The following is a 16,926-nucleotide window of genomic DNA, read 5'->3' on the forward strand; positions in this document are numbered from 1 at the left end:
CTCACACCTGCAGCACTTGCACCGCCTGCAGGTCCATGACACGCAGCCGGCCATGTTCCAGCGCCTGCACCTCGCGCATGATGAGGTGGTTTTCGCGCGGCTTGGTGTGGGTGATGTAGATGGGCATGCCGGCGTGCGGGACCAGTGCCGCCAGCTCGCGCGCCAGGGTCTCGGGTGACAGGTGGCGGCTTTTGCGGGCCAGCTCGGCCTCGGTGTTGCTGAAGGCGGTTTCCATGCACAGGGCCGCCACGCCGCCGCGCTCGCCATGCAGCGCATTCACACGGCGCCAGAAGGCGGGCTCCTGCCCCTCGGTGTCGCCGCTATAGACCCACCAGCCCTTGCCGCCGCGTGCGGCATAGCCCACGGCGGGCACGCTGTGCCGCGCCGGCAGCACCTCCAGCAAGGTGCCCGCGGCCACGAAAACGTCACCCACGCCCAGGGGCTGCAGCTGCACAAAGGGCGACTGCGGCGTGGGGATGCGCGTGAAGTCGGGCCAGATCAGGTCATTGAAGACATGGGCGCGCAGCGCGGCCAGCGTGGCGGGCAGGGCATGCACCTGCAGGGCTTGGCTGCGGCGCGCGCCCACGGCATCCAGCAGCAGCGGCAGGGCCGCGATATGGTCCAGGTGCGAGTGCGTGAGAAACACATGCTCCACCCGCTGCATCTCCTCCAACGTCAGCTGGCCAACGCCTGTGCCCGCATCCACGAGGAGTCGCTCACCCAGCAGGAACGAAGTGGTGTGGCAACCCTTGGCGATGGTGCCGCTGCAGCCGAGGATGCGGACTTTCATGCGCCAACTGCCGGTTCAGCGGGTGCCGCGTCAACCCTGCACGAATTCCATCTCGGCCCCGGCCAGGAGGATGCGGTCGCCGTTTTTCAGGGGCACGGGGGTGGCGCCGATGGCCGTGCCATTGAGGCGCGGGAACTCCCCCCCGTCCACATGGGCCAGCACGAAGCTGTGGTGGCGCCGGGTGATGGAGGCCACGGCCACGCCAGGCTTGCCTATGGTGGTGACCACCTTGGTGAGGGCCACCTCACGGCCGGCGGCAGGCCCTGTGACGACGCGCACGATGCCGGCACCCGCGGCCGCAGGCGCAGGGGTAGATGCAGGCGCAGATGCGGGGGCAGGGCCGGCCGCGGGTGCGATGCGCGGCAGCATGCCGCTGGCAAAGACCATGGTCTTGTCGTAGCCAGACATGGGAGCATCGTGCAGAAAGCGGATCTGGTACCTGCCCATCTCCACGACATCGCCGTTGCGCAGCAGCTGGCGCTTGATGGGCTTGCCGTTGACGTAGGTGCCGTTGGTACTGCCCAGGTCCTGTAGCTCGACATCGTCGCCGGACATCACCACCACGGCGTGTTCGCCGCTGACGGCCAGGTTGTCGATGACCACGTCGTTGTATGGTCGGCGGCCCATGGTCGTACGCTCCTGCGTCAGCAGGACCTCCTTGATGACGACGCCATCGATAGCCACGACCATTCTCGGCATGATCTGTTTCCCCCTGCGTGCGCGGATTGTGCAAATAACGGTAGCAATATAGCGGCTCAGTGCGCACCCAGCAGACGCGAGACCAGGCCAGGCCTCCTGTCCGGCGCGCCCACCTGAACCAGCAGCACGCTGATGTTGTCACGCCCGCCCAAAGCGTTGGCCATGGCGACCATGCGCTGGGCCTTGTCGGCCAGGGAGATGGGCAGGCGGGCCAAGCCGGCCAAGTCAGCGTCGCCGACCATATCGGTCAGACCGTCGGAACACAGGATGAACAGGTCCTGCGCCTGCACGACAAATTCGTTGATTTCGATGTGCACCGAAGCATCCACGCCGAGCGCGCGCGTGACCAGATTCCCCCTGCCCGAGAGCGCCGCCTGCGCGGGAGTGAGCAGGCCCAGGTCAATCTGCTCCTGCAACCAGGAATGGTCGCGCGTGATCTGGCGCAGCTCGCCGGCGCGCAGGCGATAGCAGCGTGAATCGCCGACATGGCCCAGGATCAGGCGCCCCGCACGCAGCACACCCACGACCAGCGTGGTGCCCATGCCCAGATACTGCGCATTGGCCAGCGACGCGCCAAAGATGGCCTGGTTGGCGTTGTCCACGCAGGCCTGCAAGGCGCTGCGCACCTCGGCCACGGGCACATCGACAGGCGCCTCTTCAAGCCATTGCGCCAGCTCGCTGCCTATGACGTTGATGGCCATGCCGCTGGCCACCTCGCCGGCGTTGTAGCCCCCCATGCCATCGGCCAGTATCACCAGCCCGGCCTCCTTATGGATGGCAACGGCATCTTCATTGTTGGAGCGCACGCGTCCCGTATCGGTGAGTGCGCAGAATTCATAACTGAGGCCGGGCACAGATTTCATGAAGCGCCCCAATAGCCGTGACGTGGCGGGACGACACGCAAGATCTTTCTTGCCCTGAGCGTCTGCGCAAAGACCACCATGCTGCCACCGGATGCAATATGTTACACAAGGGGCGCATCATAGACCGAGGTCGGCCCCCTGGGGAGGGGAAAAGGGATTTTTTTGCGCCCCATGCCATGATGCAAAACGCCAGCCTGATGCACGGGCTGGCGTTCGGGGAATCCTGGGCGCCGCGGGCGGCAAGCCCTCATGCATGCGTCATGGCTCGCAAGCGGGCGCCCAGGAGACTCCTGGGCGCCCCGCGATCACAGCAGGCCCTTGAGGATGCGGCCCATCTCGGAGGGGTTGCGCGTAATCCTGAACCCGCACTCCTCCATGATGGCCAGCTTGGCATCGGCCGTGTCGGCGCCACCCGAGATGAGGGCGCCGGCGTGGCCCATGCGCTTGCCGGGAGGGGCCGTCACACCCGCGATGAAGCCGACCACGGGCTTCTTCATGTTCGCCTTGCACCACTGGGCGGCCTCGGCCTCGTCGGGGCCGCCGATCTCGCCGATCATGATCACGGCGTCGGTGTCAGGATCCTCGTTGAAGGCGCGCATCACATCGATGTGCTTCAGACCGTTGATCGGGTCACCACCGATGCCCACGGCCGAGGACTGGCCGATGCCCAGCTCGGTCAGCTGCGCCACGGCCTCGTAGGTCAGCGTGCCGGAGCGGCTGACCACGCCGATGCGGCCCTTCTTGTGGATATGGCCGGGCATGATGCCGATCTTGATCTCGTCGGGCGTGATCAGGCCGGGGCAGTTGGGGCCGAGCAGCAGGGTGCGCTTGCCGCCGGCGGCTTCCTTGGCCTTCATCTTGTTGCGCACTTCCAGCATGTCGCGCACCGGGATGCCTTCGGTGATGCAGATGGCCAGGTCCAGGTCGGCCTCGACGGCCTCCAGGATGGCGGCGGCGGCACCTGCCGGGGGCACGTAGATCACACTCACGGTGGCGCCGGTCTGCTGGGCGGCCTCCTTGACGCTGGCGTAGATCGGGATATTGAAGATCGACTCACCGGCCTTCTTCGGGTTCACGCCGGCCACGAAGCAGTTCTTGCCGTTGGCGTATTCCTGGCACTTCTCGGTGTGAAACTGGCCGGTCTTGCCGGTGATGCCCTGGGTGATGACTTTCGTGTCTTTGTTGATGTAGATCGACATGTTGTGCTCTCCAGGGCTTATTTGACGGCTTCGACGATCTTCGTGGCCGCTTCGGCCATGGTGTCGGCACTGATGATGGGCAGGCCGGACTCGGCCAGCATCTTCTTGCCCAGCTCCTCGTTCGTGCCCTTCATGCGCACGACCAGCGGCACGGAAAGGTTCACGGCCTTGCAGGCGGTGATGACGCCGGTGGCGATGGTGTCGCAGCGCATGATGCCGCCGAAGATATTCACCAGAATGCCCTTGACCTTGGGGTTCTTGAGCATGATCTTGAAGGCCTCGGTGACCTTCTCGGGCGTGGCGCCGCCGCCCACGTCCAGGAAGTTGGCCGGCTCGCCGCCGAACAGCTTGATGGTGTCCATGGTGGCCATGGCCAGGCCGGCGCCGTTCACCAGGCAGCCGATGTTGCCGTCCAGGCTGATGTAGGCCAGGTCGAACTTGGAAGCCTCGACTTCCGCCGGATCTTCCTCGTCCAGATCGCGCAGGGCCACGATCTCCGGGTGGCGGAACAGGGCGTTGGCGTCGAAGTTGAACTTCGCGTCCAGGGCCATCAGCTCGCCCTTGGAGTTGCAGTTCAGCGGGTTGATCTCGACCAGCGACGCGTCCGTGTCCATGTAGCACTTGTAGATCTTGGCGAACAGGTCCACGGCCTGGTCGATAGAAGCGCCCGTCAGGCCGATGGCCGCCGCCACCTTGCGCGACTGCTCGGGCGTGATGCCGGTCAGGGGGTCGATCATCTCGGTGATGATCTTCTCGGGCGTGCTGTGCGCCACTTCCTCGATGTCCATGCCGCCTTCGCTGGAGGCGATCAGCGCGACCTTCTGCGTGGCGCGGTCGGTGACCAGCGAGACGTAGAGTTCGTTCTTGATGTCGGCGCCGTCCTCGATGTACAGGCGGCGCACTTTTTGACCTTCAGGGCCGGTCTGGTGCGTGACCAGCTGCATGCCCAGGATCTGGCCGGCCAGGGCCTTCACGTCGTCGATGCTCTTGGCGACCTTCACGCCGCCGCCCTTGCCACGGCCGCCGGCGTGGATCTGGGCCTTCACGACCCACACGGGGCCGCCGAGCTTTTGTGCTGCTTCCACGGCTTCTTGCACCGTGAAAGCGGGAATGCCACGCGGGACGGGCACGCCGAAACTGCGCAAGATTTCCTTGCCTTGGTATTCGTGAATCTTCATGAGGTCTCTCTCAGGGGAAGGATGGTGTGTTTGTACCCGTCAGCCGGGAAGCGGAAATTTCCGCCTGCCCGAGAATGGCAGCCAGCGATTGTATTATGTTGCGATGCACCATCACTGTGGTGATAACGTACACCCGTGCCGCGCCCTCCAGGCGGCCGTTGCAGGAACTCTTCGATGTCCAAGGTCTTTATTGATGGCGAGGCAGGCACCACCGGCCTGCAGATACGTGAACGCTTGCAGGCCATGCCCGCGGTCGAGCTGGTCAGCATCGCCCCCGAGCGGCGCAAGGACCCGGCCGCCAAGCGCGAGCTGATCGCCGGCGTGGACCTGGTCGTGCTGTGCCTGCACGACGATGCCGCGCGCGAGACCGTGGCGCTGGTGGATGCCATCACCGCCGAGACCGGCCGCGCCATCAAGATCATCGACGCCTCCACCGCGCACCGCACGGCGCCGGGCTGGGTGTTCGGCTTTCCCGAGCTGGCCGCGGGCCAGTTCGAGGCCGTGCGCAGCGCCACGCGCGTGGCCAACCCCGGCTGCTATGCCACGGGCGCGATTGCGCTCTTGCGCCCGCTGGTCGATGCCGGCCTGGTGCCGGCCGACCACCCGCTGGCCCTGCCCTCGGTGAGCGGCTATTCGGGCGGCGGGCGCAGCATGATCGAGGCCTATGAGGGCGGCCAGGCGGCGCCGTTCGAGCTCTACGCGCTGGGCCTGGCGCACAAGCACCTGCCCGAGATCATGCGCTACACCGGCCTCACGCGCCGGCCCATCTTCATCCCCGCGGTGGGCAACTTCCGCCAGGGCATGCTGGTGCAGCTGCCACTGCACCTGGACCTGCTGCCCGGCAGCCCGAAGGCCGCCGACCTGCACGACGCGCTGGCCGCGCACTACTCCAGGAGCAACACGCCCGAGCAATGGGTGAGGGTGCTGCCCGCCACCGAGGACGGCAAGCTCGACGCGCTGGCGCTGAACGACAGCAACCGGCTGGAGCTGCGCGTGTTCGCCAACGAGGCCTACCGCCACGCCGTGCTGGTGGCGCGCCTGGACAACCTGGGCAAGGGCGCGAGCGGCGCCGCGGTGCAAAACCTCAAGCTCATGCTGGGGCTGTAGGCCCAAAAACCATAGCTGCCGACGCTTGCCAAGCATTGTTTTCAGGCAATTAATTGCCTGAATTCGTTTACTAAATAGCGTCAGAAGCTCATTTTTTCATAGTGAATCAGGCACTGCCCACACGCTGAAACAAGCCGCCGGGCAGGCGCGCCACCTGGCCTGCCAGCTCCAGTTCCAGCAACCGCACCTGCAGCGTGGCGGCATCCAGCCCGGTACGCGCCACCAGTGCATCCAGCCCCATGGGGTCGTAGCCGAGCGCCTCCAGCACCTCCTGGTGCGCGGGCGCGGCCGGGGGCGCTGCAGCAGCGCTCGCCGGGGCCTGTGTGGCGGCTGCGGGCAGGCGCAGCTCCTCCAGCACGTCCTGCGCCGTCTCCACCAGCTTCGCGCCCTGGCGCAGCAGCGCATGGCAGCCGCGCGACTGCGGCGCGTGGATGGAGCCGGGGATGGCGAACACCTCGCGCCCCTGCTCGGCCGCCAGGCGCGCGGTGATCAGCGAGCCGGACTGCAGCGCCGCCTCCACCACCAGCGTGCCCTGCGACAGGCCGGAGATGATGCGGTTGCGCTTGGGAAAGTTGGCCGGCAGCGGCGGCGTGCCCAGCGGGTATTCGCTGACCAGCAAGCCGTGGCGCGCGATGCGGTGCGCCAGCTCCTGGTTGGCCTTGGGATAGACCCGATCCAGCCCGGTGCCGACGACGGCGATGGTCGCCGGCGTGGCCGGGTCCGGAGGACCCTGCAGCGCACCCTCATGCGCCGCGGCGTCCACGCCCAGGGCCAGGCCGGAGACGATGCTCAGCCCCGCGGCGCGCAGGGCCTGCGCGAACTGGCGCGCGTGCTGAGCTCCCTGGGCCGTGGGGTTGCGGCTGCCCACCATGGCCAGGCAGCGCGGCGGCGCGAACGGCTGCGCATGCACGAACTGCGGCGCGCCCAGCAGGTACAGCAGCAGCGGCGGGTCTTCGGTGGCCAGCAGAGCCGGGGGATAGGCGGCGTCGCCCAGGGTGACGATGGCATGCGCCGGCCCGGCATCGGCCTGCAACCACTGCCAGGTGCTCTCCAGCAAGGCCTCCAGCTCCTCGGGCACGCGGGCCAGGGCGCGCGCCTGGGCTGCCGTCACGCAGGACCGCCAGGCCGCCTCCGGTTGCGCAAAGACGGCCGGCGGCAGGCCAAAGGCCGCCAGCAGGCGCCGCGCGGCGCCATTGCCCACGCCGGGCGTGAGGGTGAGGCGCAGCCAGGCGGCGAGTTCGTCGCGCTCCATGGCCCGGCAGTCAGAACACGCCGCCCATGAGCGCCGCCTATTCGGGATTGACCAGCCGGTCGCCCACGCCCACGCCGCGCTGCGCCTGCAGGATCAGCGCATAGGAGACGCGCTCGAAGGTCAGGAACACCATGGCCAGGCCATTGGCCTCGCTGGGCAGGCGGATCAGGGCGCGCTCCTCGTCGGTCTTGTCCTTGAGGCGCTGGCCCCGGGTGCGCAGTTGCAGCACATGGCCGGCCTCCATGCCGTCGTCGCTGCCGCGGTTGATGCTGATCACCTGGTTCTGCCCGGCGCTGGCGCCGGAGCCGCTGCCGTAGATGGCCACCACGCTGGCCTGCACCTGCGTCTGCGGCGCGTGCGGCGCGTAGCTGACGAAGCTGCGTTCGGGCGCGGGCAGCAGACGGTCGCCGATGCGCGCCTCCTCCTTCACGCCGGACAGATCCACCGTGGCGGGCACGATCTCCGTCACCCTCTCGCCCTTGGCGCCGGCCGATTGCTCCAGCGATTCGCCGCGCACCAGTTCGGCACGGCCCACGTACTGGGCCTCGTAGCCCAGCACCTCGCCGGTGTCCGGGTCCTTCAGCGGCACGGCGTTGCGAAACACCCGGTACTGGCGCGGCACCTCGGGCGCCAGCTCCAGCGGGCTGCCCTGCGGGCCGCGCACATAGGCGCGGTCGCCATTGGCCATGATCACGCGCTCGTCGCGCGTGGCCACGATGCGCGGCGCCTGCGCCAGCGCCAGCTCGTCCACCACCAGGGGCTGCACCAGGAAGGGCTCGATCAGATGCATCTTCAGCGTCGGCAGCGCCGTGCTCGCCAGGCTGTCGTAGCGCGTGCGCGGCGACACGCGCACGGTCTCGCTGGCGCCGCCGGGGCTGGTGCGCAGGCGCGCAAAGCCATCGGCCTTTTCCAGGTACAGGGTCTGGCCCGGGTAGATCAGGTGCGGGTTGGCGATCGCCTGCAGGTTCATGCCCCACAGCTCGGGCCAGCGCCAGGGGCGCTTCAGGTACATGCCGGAAATGCCCCACAGCGTGTCGCCACGCTTGATCACATAGGTGTCGGGCGCATCGGGCGCGAGTTCGGACAGGGGCACACCGCGCGCGGCCACCTGCTGCGCCGTGCTGCGCTGCTGGGGCGTGATGGGGTAACCCTGGGCCTGGGCCGCGGGCGCCAGCAGGGTCGCCGTGAAGGCCAGCGCCGCGAGCGCGCCCACGCGGGCATGGGCCAAGGCCGCCACATGGTTTTTCTTGTCATGCATTGAAAAACAACCCCTCTCGCTGGCGGTATTGTTAATTTTTTACAAAAGAAACTACCGCAGATACTCTTAAAACGGCTTCAGATTCTCTGCCCTAGCCCTTTATTGAGCAACGATTATTGCGGGCGACGCCGGCATGGCTCGGCCAAAGTGGCGAAAATAGCGACATATTGAGCCCTCTGTCATGGCAATTCTTCCGATTCTTTGTTACCCCGACCCCCGTCTGCACAAGATCGCCCAACCGGTGGCGCTGGTGGATGAGCGCGTGCGCGCCATCGTGGACGACATGTTCGCCACCATGTACGACGCCAATGGCATAGGCCTGGCGGCCACGCAGGTGGACGTGCACGAGCGCATCGTGGTCCTTGATGTGTCCGAGGAGCGCGACCAGCCCCTGGTGCTGATCAACCCCGAGATCACCTGGGCCAGCCCCGAGACGCGCATGGGCGACGAGGGCTGCCTGTCCGTGCCCGGCATCTACGACGGCGTGGAGCGCGCGTTGGCCGTGCATGTGCGCGCCCTGGACCGCGATGGCCAGGCGCGCGTGATCGAGGCCGAGGACCTGCTGGCCGTGTGCATCCAGCACGAAATGGACCACCTGCTGGGCAAGGTGTTCGTGGAATACCTCTCGCCGCTCAAGCGCAACCGCATCAAGACCAAGCTGCTGAAGCAGCAAAAACAGGCCGCACGCGCATGATCAGGGCCACGGCTGGCTTGCTGCTGGCCTGGGGACTGGCCGGCTGCGCCGTGCCCGAGTGGCAAAAGCCCGGCACGCCCCTGGCTGACATCGAGCGCGCCATGGGCCGGCCCACGCTGACTCAAGCCCTGCCCGGCGGCGGCCAGCGCCTGCTGTACAGCCGCCAGCCCGCGGGCCAGCAGGTCTACCACATGGACTTTGACGCCGGCCAGCGCCTGGTGCGCGTCGCCCAGGTACTGACGCTGGAGCGCTTCCAGGCGCTGCGCCATGGCGTGGACCGGACGGAGGACGTGCGGCGCATGTTCGGCCCGCCCGCGCTGGTGGAGAAGGTGGCGCGCTTCAATGGCGACATCTGGACCTACCGCATCCTGGACAATGGCAATCCGCGCCAGGCGCATGTGCACATCGACCCCTCGGGCGTGGTGCGGCTCGTGATGTTCACGGACGAGCGCCTGGACGCCCCGGACCCCCATCACTGAGTTGCCATCCGCATGAAAGTCATTTTTGCCGGCACGCCCGAGTTCGCGCGCGTGGCCCTGGAGGCCCTGCTGGCCGCAGGCTACAGCGTGCCCCTGGTGCTGACCCAGCCCGACCGCCCCGCCGGCCGCGGCATGCGGCTGCAGGCCTCGCCCGTCAAGCAATGCGCGCTCGCGCACGGCATTGCCGTGGCCCAGCCGCTGAGCCTGCGCCTGGACGGCAAGTACCCCGAGGACGCGGCCGCCGCCAAGGCCGCCATCGAGGCCGCCCAGGCCGACGTGATGGTGGTGGCGGCCTATGGGCTGATCCTGCCGCAATGGGTGCTGGACGCCATGAGCGCCGCCCGGGCGCCCGAAGGCGCGAAGGCCCCCTTGGGGGGCAGCGAACCACGCGCAGCGGGGAGCGTGGGGGCTCGGGGTTTGGGCTGCCTGAACATCCACGCCAGCCTGCTGCCGCGCTGGCGCGGCGCGGCGCCGATCCACCGCGCCATCGAGGCCGGCGACCTGGAGACCGGCGTGACCATCATGCAGATGGACGCCGGCCTGGACACGGGGGCCATGCTGCTGCTGGAGCCCACCGCCATCACCCCCGTTGACACCACGGCCAGCCTGCACGACCGGCTGGCGCAGATCGGCGGCCGCCTGATCGTGCAGGCGCTGGAGCTGGCCGCCCGCGGCGCCCTGACGGCGACGTCACAGCCGCCCGAGGGCGTGAGCTACGCGCACAAGATAGACAAGGCCGAAAGCCAGATCAACTGGAGCCAGAGCGCCGAGGTGATCGCCCGGCGCGTGCGCGCCTTCGACCCCTTCCCCGGTGCCAGTACCCAGCTGGGCGCCGATGCCATCAAGCTCTGGGGCTGTGAAATTGATAGCTGCCAGCGCCCGCTGGATGCGCGCAACGGCCAGATTTTTCTTGTAACCGACGACGGCATCAGCGTGGCCTGCGGCGCGGGCAGCGTGCTGCGCCTGACGGTGCTGCAGCGCGCCGGCGGCAAGCGCCTGCCCGCCGGCCAGTTCCTGCGCGGCTTTGCACTGGCGCCCGGCATGGTGCTGGGGGCATGAACCTGCCGGCCTGGCGCAGCCAGTTACACGATCCATCGTTTCGCCAGGGCGCTGCCGACATGCTGGGCGCCGGCCTGGGGGTGGGCGCCTGGGGCCTGGTCACGGGCGTGGCCATGGTCAAGGGCGGCATGTCCACGCCGCTGGCGCTGCTCATGTCGCTCACCGTGTACGCCGGCAGCGCGCAGCTGGCCGTGCTGCCGCTGATGGTGGCGGGCGCGCCGCTGTGGGTGATATGGCTCACCGCCACCTGCGTGAACCTGCGCTTCGTCATCTTCAGCAGCATGTGGCGCAGCTATTTCGCGCACCTGCCGCGGCGCCAGCGGCTGGCGCTGGGCTTCTTCAGCGGCGACGTGATCTTCGTGGCCTTCATGAAGCGCTTTCCCAGGCCCGAGCCACGGCCCGAGCAGCTGCCCTACTTCTGGGGCGCGGCCACGACCAACTGGCTCGCCTGGCAGGTGCCGTCGATAGCCGGCATCATCCTGGCCAACACCATCCCGCTGTCCTGGGGCCTGGGTTTTGCCGGGGTGCTGGCGCTGCTGGGCATCATGCTGTCCATGCTGGGCGACCGCGCCAGCTGGCTGGCCACGGCCGTGGCCTGCACGGCGGCGGTGGCCGCGTTTGCGCTGCCGCTCAAGCTCAACATCCTGGTGGCGATTGCCGCGGCCGTGACGGCCGGCCTGGCGATGGAGGCGGGTGAGCGGGCGCTGCGCCGCGCGCGCGCGCGCGCCGCGGGAAGCGACACATGAACGGCGAATGGCTGGAGCCCATCATCGCCACCCTGGGGCTGGTAGTGATCACCCTGGTCACGCGCGCGTTCTTCATGATCCCCGAGCGCGATCTGCCCATGCCCGACTGGCTGCGCCGCGGCCTGAAATACGCGCCGCTGGCAGCCCTGGCGGCCGTGATCGCACCCGAGCTGGTCATGAGCCAGGGCGCGCTGATCCAGACCCTGCAGGATGCGCGCCTGCCGGCCGCAGCCGCGGCCTCGGCCTACTACTTCTGGCGCCGCGGCATCCTGGGCACCATCCTCGTGGGCATGGCCGTCTACCTGCCGCTGCATATCGGCCTGGGCTGGTAGGCCAAGTTACGACACGCTGACCGCGCCGCCTACAATGCGGCGCGATTTTCATCCCCTCACCAGACCCGCCATGCACATCCTTCGCTTCTCCGACCTTTGCGCCAACGGCCAGGCCCGCGGCCAGCGCGTGTTCATCCGCGCCGACCTGAACGTGCCGCAGGACGACGCCGGCCGCATCACCGAGGACACGCGCATCCGCGCCTCCGTGCCCTGCATCCAGATGGCGCTCGATGCCGGCGCCGCCGTCATGGTCACCAGCCACCTGGGGCGCCCGACCGAGGGCGAGTTCAAGCCCGAGGATTCGCTCGCGCCGGTGGCCCGGCGCCTGTCCGAGCTGCTGGGGCGCGAGGTGCCGCTGATCGCCGGCTGGGTCGACGGCGTGAGCGTGCAGCTCGGCCAGGTGGTGCTGCTGGAGAACTGCCGCGTGAACCAGGGCGAGAAGAAGAACAGCCCCGCGCTGGCGCAGAAGATGGCCGCCCTGTGCGACATCTACGTGAACGACGCCTTCGGCACCGCCCACCGCGCCGAGGGCACGACCTACGGCATCGCCGAATACGCCAAGACCGCCTGCGCCGGCCCGCTGCTGGCGGCCGAGATCGACGCTATTCAAACCGCCCTGGCGAACCCGAAACGCCCGCTCGTGGCCATCGTCGCCGGCTCCAAGGTGAGCACCAAGCTGACCATCCTGCAAAGCCTGGCGAAGAATGTGGACGGCCTGGTGGTGGGCGGCGGCATCGCCAACACCTTCATGCTGGCCGCGGGCCTGCCGATCGGCAAGAGCCTGGCCGAACCCGGCCTGGTGGCTGAGGCCAAGGCCGTGATCGCCGCCATGGCCGCGCGCGGCGCCGAGGTGCCGATCCCCACCGACGTGGTCACCGCCAAGGCCTTCGCCTTTGACGCACCGGCCACCGTGAAGAAGGCCAGCGAAGTCGCCGAGGACGACCTGATCCTGGACATCGGCCCCGAGACCGCCGCCAGGCTGGCCGCGCAGCTCAAGGCCGCCGGCACCATTGTCTGGAACGGCCCGGTGGGCGTGTTCGAATTCGACCAGTTCGCCAAGGGCACGGAAACCATCGCGCGCGCCATCGCCGAGTCCAGCGCCTTCAGCATCGCCGGCGGCGGCGACACGCTGGCCGCCATTGCCAAGTACGGCATCGAGAAGGACGTGGGCTACATCTCCACCGGCGGCGGCGCCTTCCTGGAGGTGCTGGAGGGCAAGCAACTGCCGGCGTTCGAGATCCTGCAAAAACGCGCCGCCGGCTGACCCGTCAGCGCGCGCGGCGCTTGCGGGCAAAACAACACAATCGCGCCCCGGGGCCGGCCAAAAACGACCTTTTCCTTGTTTTTGGCCCCTGCCTCACCCAGAATCGTTCCCAAATGTGTGAGATATGAAATTTCGTGTCCCGCATACATCACCAATTCAGGAGGGAACCATGTCTTTCACCAAGACACTCGGCTGGGCCGTGGTGGCCGGCGCCGCCTTCGTGCTGGCCGGCTGTGGCAGTGCACCGATACCGCTGGCGCAAAACTTTGAACTGACCAGCCAGTACAAGGTGCGCTCGGCCGGCCATTGGGAACTGCTGTCGCGCGACGTGGCGGCGCAAACCCGCGCCACGCTGGAAAAGGCCGGCTACGCCCCCAGCACGGCGCTGCATGTGGCCGCCCCGGCGCAGCCGAGCGCCTTCGACCTGGGCTTTCGCGACTTCCTGATCACCGAGCTGGTGCAGGGCGGCGCCACCGTGCAGCAGAATCCCGGCGCGGTGCTGGAAGTGAGCTACAACACCCAGCTGGTGCGCCATAACAGCGACCGGCCGCATTTCATCCCGGGCCAGTTCACCCTGCTGGCCGCCGGCGTGATGGCCGCCTATGGTCTGCGCCACGAACATGTGGATGCCAAGCTGCTGGCGACGCTGGGCCTGACCACGGCCCTGGACTACGCCAACAGCATCCATTCCGGCGGCCCGACGAACACCGAGCTGATCCTCACCACCACCGTGACGCGCGCCGGCCAGTACGTGGCGCGCAAGACCGACGTGTACTACCTCGAGAACGCAGACGCGCCGCTGTTCCTGCGCCCCGCGCATTACCGCGCCGTCAACCTGAAGGTGGTTTCGCAATGAAGCGCGCTCTCGCCCTGGCTCTCGTATCCGCCCTGTCCGTCGCGGGCTGCGCCCAACAGGCCACCCAGCTGCGCGCCGAGCCCACCTACCAGGAAGCCGCCAACGCCCCGCTGCTGCAAAGCAGCCGTGACGCCGTGGGCCGCCTGGTGGCCGGCCTGGACGTGGCCGCCACCGGCCCCGGCCCGGCGCTGGTGGCCACGGTGGTCAACGTGAACGACCTGAGCCGCTCCGCGCCGCTGGGGCGCACGCTGTCCGAGCAATATGCCAACCACATGGCGGCTCTCGGCTTCGACGTCAAGGAGATCAAGCTGCGTGGCGATGTGTTCGTCAAGGAAGGCGCCGGCGAGCTGCTGCTGTCGCGCGAGATCAAGGACATCGCGCGCCACCACAATGCCTCGATGGTGCTGGTGGGCACCTATTCGCCCGCCGCCAACTTCACCTATGTGAGCATGAAGCTGGTGCGCACCGAGGACAGCCGCATCATCCGCGGCCACGACTACGCCCTGCCCAACGACCGCGACGTGCAACGCCTGCTGGTCCAGCCGCGCTAAGGCATCTCCCCACAGGGCCGCCGACCTGATGCGTCGGCGGCCTTTTGCCATATAAAAATGAGCACCCGGCGCTTTGCAGTCAAGCGTTAGACTGAAGTCCCCCCTCACCCTGTCGTTACCAATGTGTTCGCAAGTCGTTGTCACGCCTGAGAAATATAGCTTTTCAGTCTCATGAATTAACGGCATTTTGTAGTCACTAAAACCGCTTGCATGCAGGCGAGTTATCGCCTATGCATTCGGTAAGGCCTGCTCGCACCGGAACAGCCCACGTCGTCACCACGACACGCAAGTACAAGGATCGGGTCTGCCGCACCCACCTGCTGCGGCGCAGCTACCGCGAGGATGGCGTCGTCAAGAACGAGACCCTGGGCAATCTCTCGCACCTGCCCGAGGAGTTCATCGACCTCATCCGCCGCTCGCTGCAGGGCGAGACCTTTGTGCCGCTGGGCCAGGCCTTTGAGATCACCGCTTCGCGCTCCCACGGCCATGTGCAAGCCATCAGCCTGGTCATGCAGCGCCTGGACTTTGCCTCGCTTGTGGCCGCCAAACCCTGCCGCGAGCGCGATCTGGTGCTGGCCATGAATTGGCTGCTCGAGCGCCAGGACAGCATCCAGAAGAAGCTCAGCCGCCGCCACCTGGGTGAAGGCTCCTTGGTGCTCTACGACCTGTCTTCGAGCTATGTGGAGGGCAGTTGCTGCCCCCTGGCCAGGCTCGGCTACAGCCGTGATGGATGGTGATGGTGCCGGGGCCCAGGCGCCGAGCTTTGAGGTGCTCACCACGCCCAATGCCACGCAGCAGCGTGCGCTGGAGTTGATCCGGCAGATGCCGGTGTAGACAGAAAACGGAACCCTCAACTGGCGCTAAGTACTTGTGGCGCAAGGAGAAGTTCGTAATTTGGATGGGGGAACTTCAGTCTAGGTTTAGCGCAGTGCGAATCCCAAAGCCACGCCGGCAAAGAGCGCCACGCCGATCCAGTGGCTCTTGCTGAAGGCGGCAAAGCAGCCCTCGCGCGTGCGCCCGCGGATCAGCCGGTAGTGCCATGCCACCTGCAGCGCCGCCGCGCCCAGCCCCAGCCACAGCGGCCAGCCCAGGCCAAGGGGCGCCAGCACCCAGGCCGTGAGCGCCAGGCAGGCGGCAAAAAACAGCATGATGGCCGCCACGTCCCACCGCCCCAGGGTGATGGCCGAGGTCTTCATGCCGATCTTCAGGTCATCGTCGCGGTCCACCATGGCGTATTCGGTGTCGTAGGCCAGCACCAGGAACATGTTCGCCAGCCACAGCGCCCAGGCCTCACCCGGCACGCTGCCCGTCACGGCGGCAAAGGCGATGACGATGCCGAAGTTGAAGGCAATGCCCAGGAAGGCCTGCGGCATGGCGAAGAACCGCTTGGTGAACGGGTAGAGGATGGTGAACACCACGGCCGGCACGGACCAGGCCACGGCCTCCCGGCGCGTGCTCAGCACCAGCGCCAAGGACAGCAGCGCCAGAGCCGCGCCGACCAGGGCCGCTTCCTTCACGCCGACCTGGCCGCTGGTGATGGGGCGCGCCGTGGTGCGCTTCACATGGCGGTCGAAGTCGCGGTCGGCAATGTCGTTGATGCAGCAGCCGGCGCTCCTCATCAGCACCGTGCCGGCCACGAACACCAGCAGCAGGTGCCAGCCGGGAAAGCCATCGGCCGCCACCCACAGCGCCACCAGCGTGGGCCAGAGCAGCACCAGCCAGCCGGCGGGACGGTTGAAGCGGATCAGGTCAAGGTAGAGCGAGAGGCGGCTGCGCGGTGCGGAGGACATGGGCAAGAAAAAAGCAAAAAAGGGCCGAAGCCCTTGTGGATAAAGCGCCAAAAGCTATTAATCTTCTAGCAAAGAACGCAACATCCAGGCGGTCTGCTCATGCACCGTCATGCGCTGGGTCAGCAGGTCGGCGGTGGGCTCGTCGCAGGCCTTGTCGGCCAGGGGGAAGAGCTCGCGCGCGGTGCGTGCCACTGCCTCGTGGCCCAGCACCAGGATGCGCACCATCTCCAATGCCTTGGGCGGATCGGCGGGCGCGTCCTGAAGCGACGTGAGCTTGCCGAAGGCGCCATACGAGCCCGGCGCCATATGGCCCAGCGCGCGGATGCGCTCGGCGATCGGGTCCACCGCATTCCACAGCTCGGTGTACTGCCCCATGAACATGGTGTGCAGCGTGTTGAACATCGGTCCGGTCACGTTCCAGTGGAAGTTGTGCGTCGTCAGGTACAGCGTATAGGTGTCGGCCAGCAGGCGCGACAGGCCCTGGGCGATGGCGGCGCGGTCCTTGTCGCCAATGCCGATGTGGATGCCAGGGGCGGCAACCCCCTGTGCGGCGGCTGGAGTCTTCACGGACTTGGTGGTTTTCGCGGCTTTGGCCATGGTGCGTTCTCCTTGGTTGACTGACAAGAACTGTAGCGCAGTGCCACGGCCGCGCCATGACTTGTGGCAATCGCGGACATAGCAGGCGCGGTCAGAGGCTGAGAGTTTTTCCCTCGTGCCCGAAAGGCGCGTCAAAACGCACCCGATCGAGCTGCATAAGCGCAGTGCAATAGCTCGGGCTATGGCGAGCATTTGCAACGATGAGCGGGGGT

General features: G+C 67.5%; 19 protein-coding genes. 10 read left to right on the forward strand and 9 right to left on the reverse strand.

Features of this window, described 5'->3' with window-relative positions; translation table 11 throughout:
* Nucleotide 1 precedes the first annotated feature (1 nt).
* The 5 genes from P7644_RS00165 to sucC form a co-directional block, all read right to left on the reverse strand.
* Nucleotides 2-790, reverse strand: coding sequence for an MBL fold metallo-hydrolase (locus tag P7644_RS00165; protein ID WP_404300987.1), 789 nt, complete (start codon nt 788-790; stop codon nt 2-4).
* Between the two features lie 30 nt (nt 791-820).
* On the reverse strand, nt 821-1,489 hold the full coding sequence (locus P7644_RS00170; protein WP_404300988.1) for an FHA domain-containing protein: 669 nt from the start codon (nt 1,487-1,489) through the stop codon (nt 821-823).
* Nucleotides 1,490-1,545: 56 nt separating this feature from the next.
* Nucleotides 1,546-2,352, reverse strand: coding sequence for a Stp1/IreP family PP2C-type Ser/Thr phosphatase (locus P7644_RS00175; RefSeq protein WP_404300989.1), 807 nt, complete (start codon nt 2,350-2,352; stop codon nt 1,546-1,548).
* Nucleotides 2,353-2,657: 305 nt separating this feature from the next.
* Complete coding sequence (gene sucD / locus P7644_RS00180) at nt 2,658-3,551, reverse strand: succinate--CoA ligase subunit alpha (RefSeq protein WP_404300990.1); 894 nt, start codon at nt 3,549-3,551, stop codon at nt 2,658-2,660.
* A 17-nt stretch (nt 3,552-3,568) separates the two neighbouring features.
* Entirely contained in the window at nt 3,569-4,729 is a 1,161-nt protein-coding gene (gene sucC / locus P7644_RS00185; protein ID WP_404300991.1) for an ADP-forming succinate--CoA ligase subunit beta, read from the reverse strand.
* A 174-nt stretch (nt 4,730-4,903) separates the two neighbouring features.
* On the opposite strand from sucC, the gene argC reads away from it, so the two are divergent.
* On the forward strand, nt 4,904-5,836 hold the full coding sequence (argC, locus tag P7644_RS00190; protein ID WP_404300992.1) for an N-acetyl-gamma-glutamyl-phosphate reductase: 933 nt from the start codon (nt 4,904-4,906) through the stop codon (nt 5,834-5,836).
* A gap of 106 nt (nt 5,837-5,942) precedes the next feature.
* On the opposite strand, the gene dprA is transcribed toward argC, so the two are convergent.
* Complete coding sequence (gene dprA / locus P7644_RS00195) at nt 5,943-7,088, reverse strand: DNA-processing protein DprA (protein WP_404300993.1); 1,146 nt, start codon at nt 7,086-7,088, stop codon at nt 5,943-5,945.
* Nucleotides 7,089-7,125: 37 nt separating this feature from the next.
* Nucleotides 7,126-8,346, reverse strand: a complete 1,221-nt coding sequence (locus P7644_RS00200) for a LysM peptidoglycan-binding domain-containing protein (RefSeq protein WP_404300994.1) — start codon at nt 8,344-8,346, stop codon at nt 7,126-7,128.
* A 181-nt stretch (nt 8,347-8,527) separates the two neighbouring features.
* Here P7644_RS00200 and def point away from each other — a divergent pair, with 181 nt between their 5' ends.
* The 9 genes from def (at nt 8,528) to P7644_RS00245 (ending at nt 15,064) form a co-directional block, all read left to right on the forward strand.
* Entirely contained in the window at nt 8,528-9,040 is a 513-nt protein-coding gene (gene def / locus P7644_RS00205) for a peptide deformylase (RefSeq protein ID WP_404300995.1), read from the forward strand.
* On the forward strand, nt 9,037-9,519 hold the full coding sequence (locus P7644_RS00210) for a hypothetical protein (RefSeq protein ID WP_404300996.1): 483 nt from the start codon (nt 9,037-9,039) through the stop codon (nt 9,517-9,519). Before def ends, P7644_RS00210 begins: the two co-directional genes overlap by 4 nt.
* A 12-nt stretch (nt 9,520-9,531) precedes the next feature.
* Complete coding sequence (locus tag P7644_RS00215; protein WP_404300997.1) at nt 9,532-10,578, forward strand: methionyl-tRNA formyltransferase; 1,047 nt, start codon at nt 9,532-9,534, stop codon at nt 10,576-10,578.
* Nucleotides 10,575-11,324 carry an AzlC family ABC transporter permease gene (locus P7644_RS00220; RefSeq protein ID WP_404300998.1) on the forward strand — a complete coding sequence of 250 codons (750 nt, stop codon included), beginning with the start codon at nt 10,575-10,577 and terminating at the stop codon, nt 11,322-11,324. The genes P7644_RS00215 and P7644_RS00220 overlap by 4 nt, the downstream gene beginning before the upstream one ends.
* The gene (locus P7644_RS00225) at nt 11,321-11,656 is read left to right on the forward strand and encodes an AzlD domain-containing protein (RefSeq protein WP_404300999.1); all 336 of its coding nucleotides are present in this window, start codon (nt 11,321-11,323) and stop codon (nt 11,654-11,656) included. The genes P7644_RS00220 and P7644_RS00225 overlap by 4 nt, the downstream gene beginning before the upstream one ends.
* Nucleotides 11,657-11,726: 70 nt before the next feature.
* Entirely contained in the window at nt 11,727-12,920 is a 1,194-nt protein-coding gene (locus tag P7644_RS00230) for a phosphoglycerate kinase (RefSeq protein ID WP_404301000.1), read from the forward strand.
* 169 nt (nt 12,921-13,089) lie between these two features.
* Nucleotides 13,090-13,776: a hypothetical protein gene (locus tag P7644_RS00235; RefSeq protein ID WP_404301001.1), complete on the forward strand. Its 687-nt coding sequence runs from the start codon at nt 13,090-13,092 to the stop codon at nt 13,774-13,776.
* Entirely contained in the window at nt 13,773-14,327 is a 555-nt protein-coding gene (locus tag P7644_RS00240) for a FlgO family outer membrane protein (RefSeq protein WP_404301003.1), read from the forward strand. Before P7644_RS00235 ends, P7644_RS00240 begins: the two co-directional genes overlap by 4 nt.
* Nucleotides 14,328-14,557: 230 nt before the next feature.
* Nucleotides 14,558-15,064, forward strand: coding sequence for a hypothetical protein (locus P7644_RS00245; protein ID WP_404301004.1), 507 nt, complete (start codon nt 14,558-14,560; stop codon nt 15,062-15,064).
* Between the two features lie 183 nt (nt 15,065-15,247).
* Here P7644_RS00245 and ubiA read toward each other — a convergent pair whose 3' ends face one another.
* Nucleotides 15,248-16,117, reverse strand: a complete 870-nt coding sequence (ubiA, locus tag P7644_RS00250) for a 4-hydroxybenzoate octaprenyltransferase (protein ID WP_404301005.1) — start codon at nt 16,115-16,117, stop codon at nt 15,248-15,250.
* 57 nt (nt 16,118-16,174) lie between these two features.
* On the reverse strand, nt 16,175-16,714 hold the full coding sequence (locus P7644_RS00255; RefSeq protein WP_404301006.1) for a Dps family protein: 540 nt from the start codon (nt 16,712-16,714) through the stop codon (nt 16,175-16,177).
* Between the last annotated feature and the right edge of the window lie 212 nt (nt 16,715-16,926).

It is taken from the genome of Alicycliphilus denitrificans, from assembly GCF_044792555.1.
Classification (GTDB): Bacteria; Pseudomonadota; Gammaproteobacteria; order Burkholderiales; family Burkholderiaceae_C; genus Alicycliphilus; species Alicycliphilus denitrificans_A.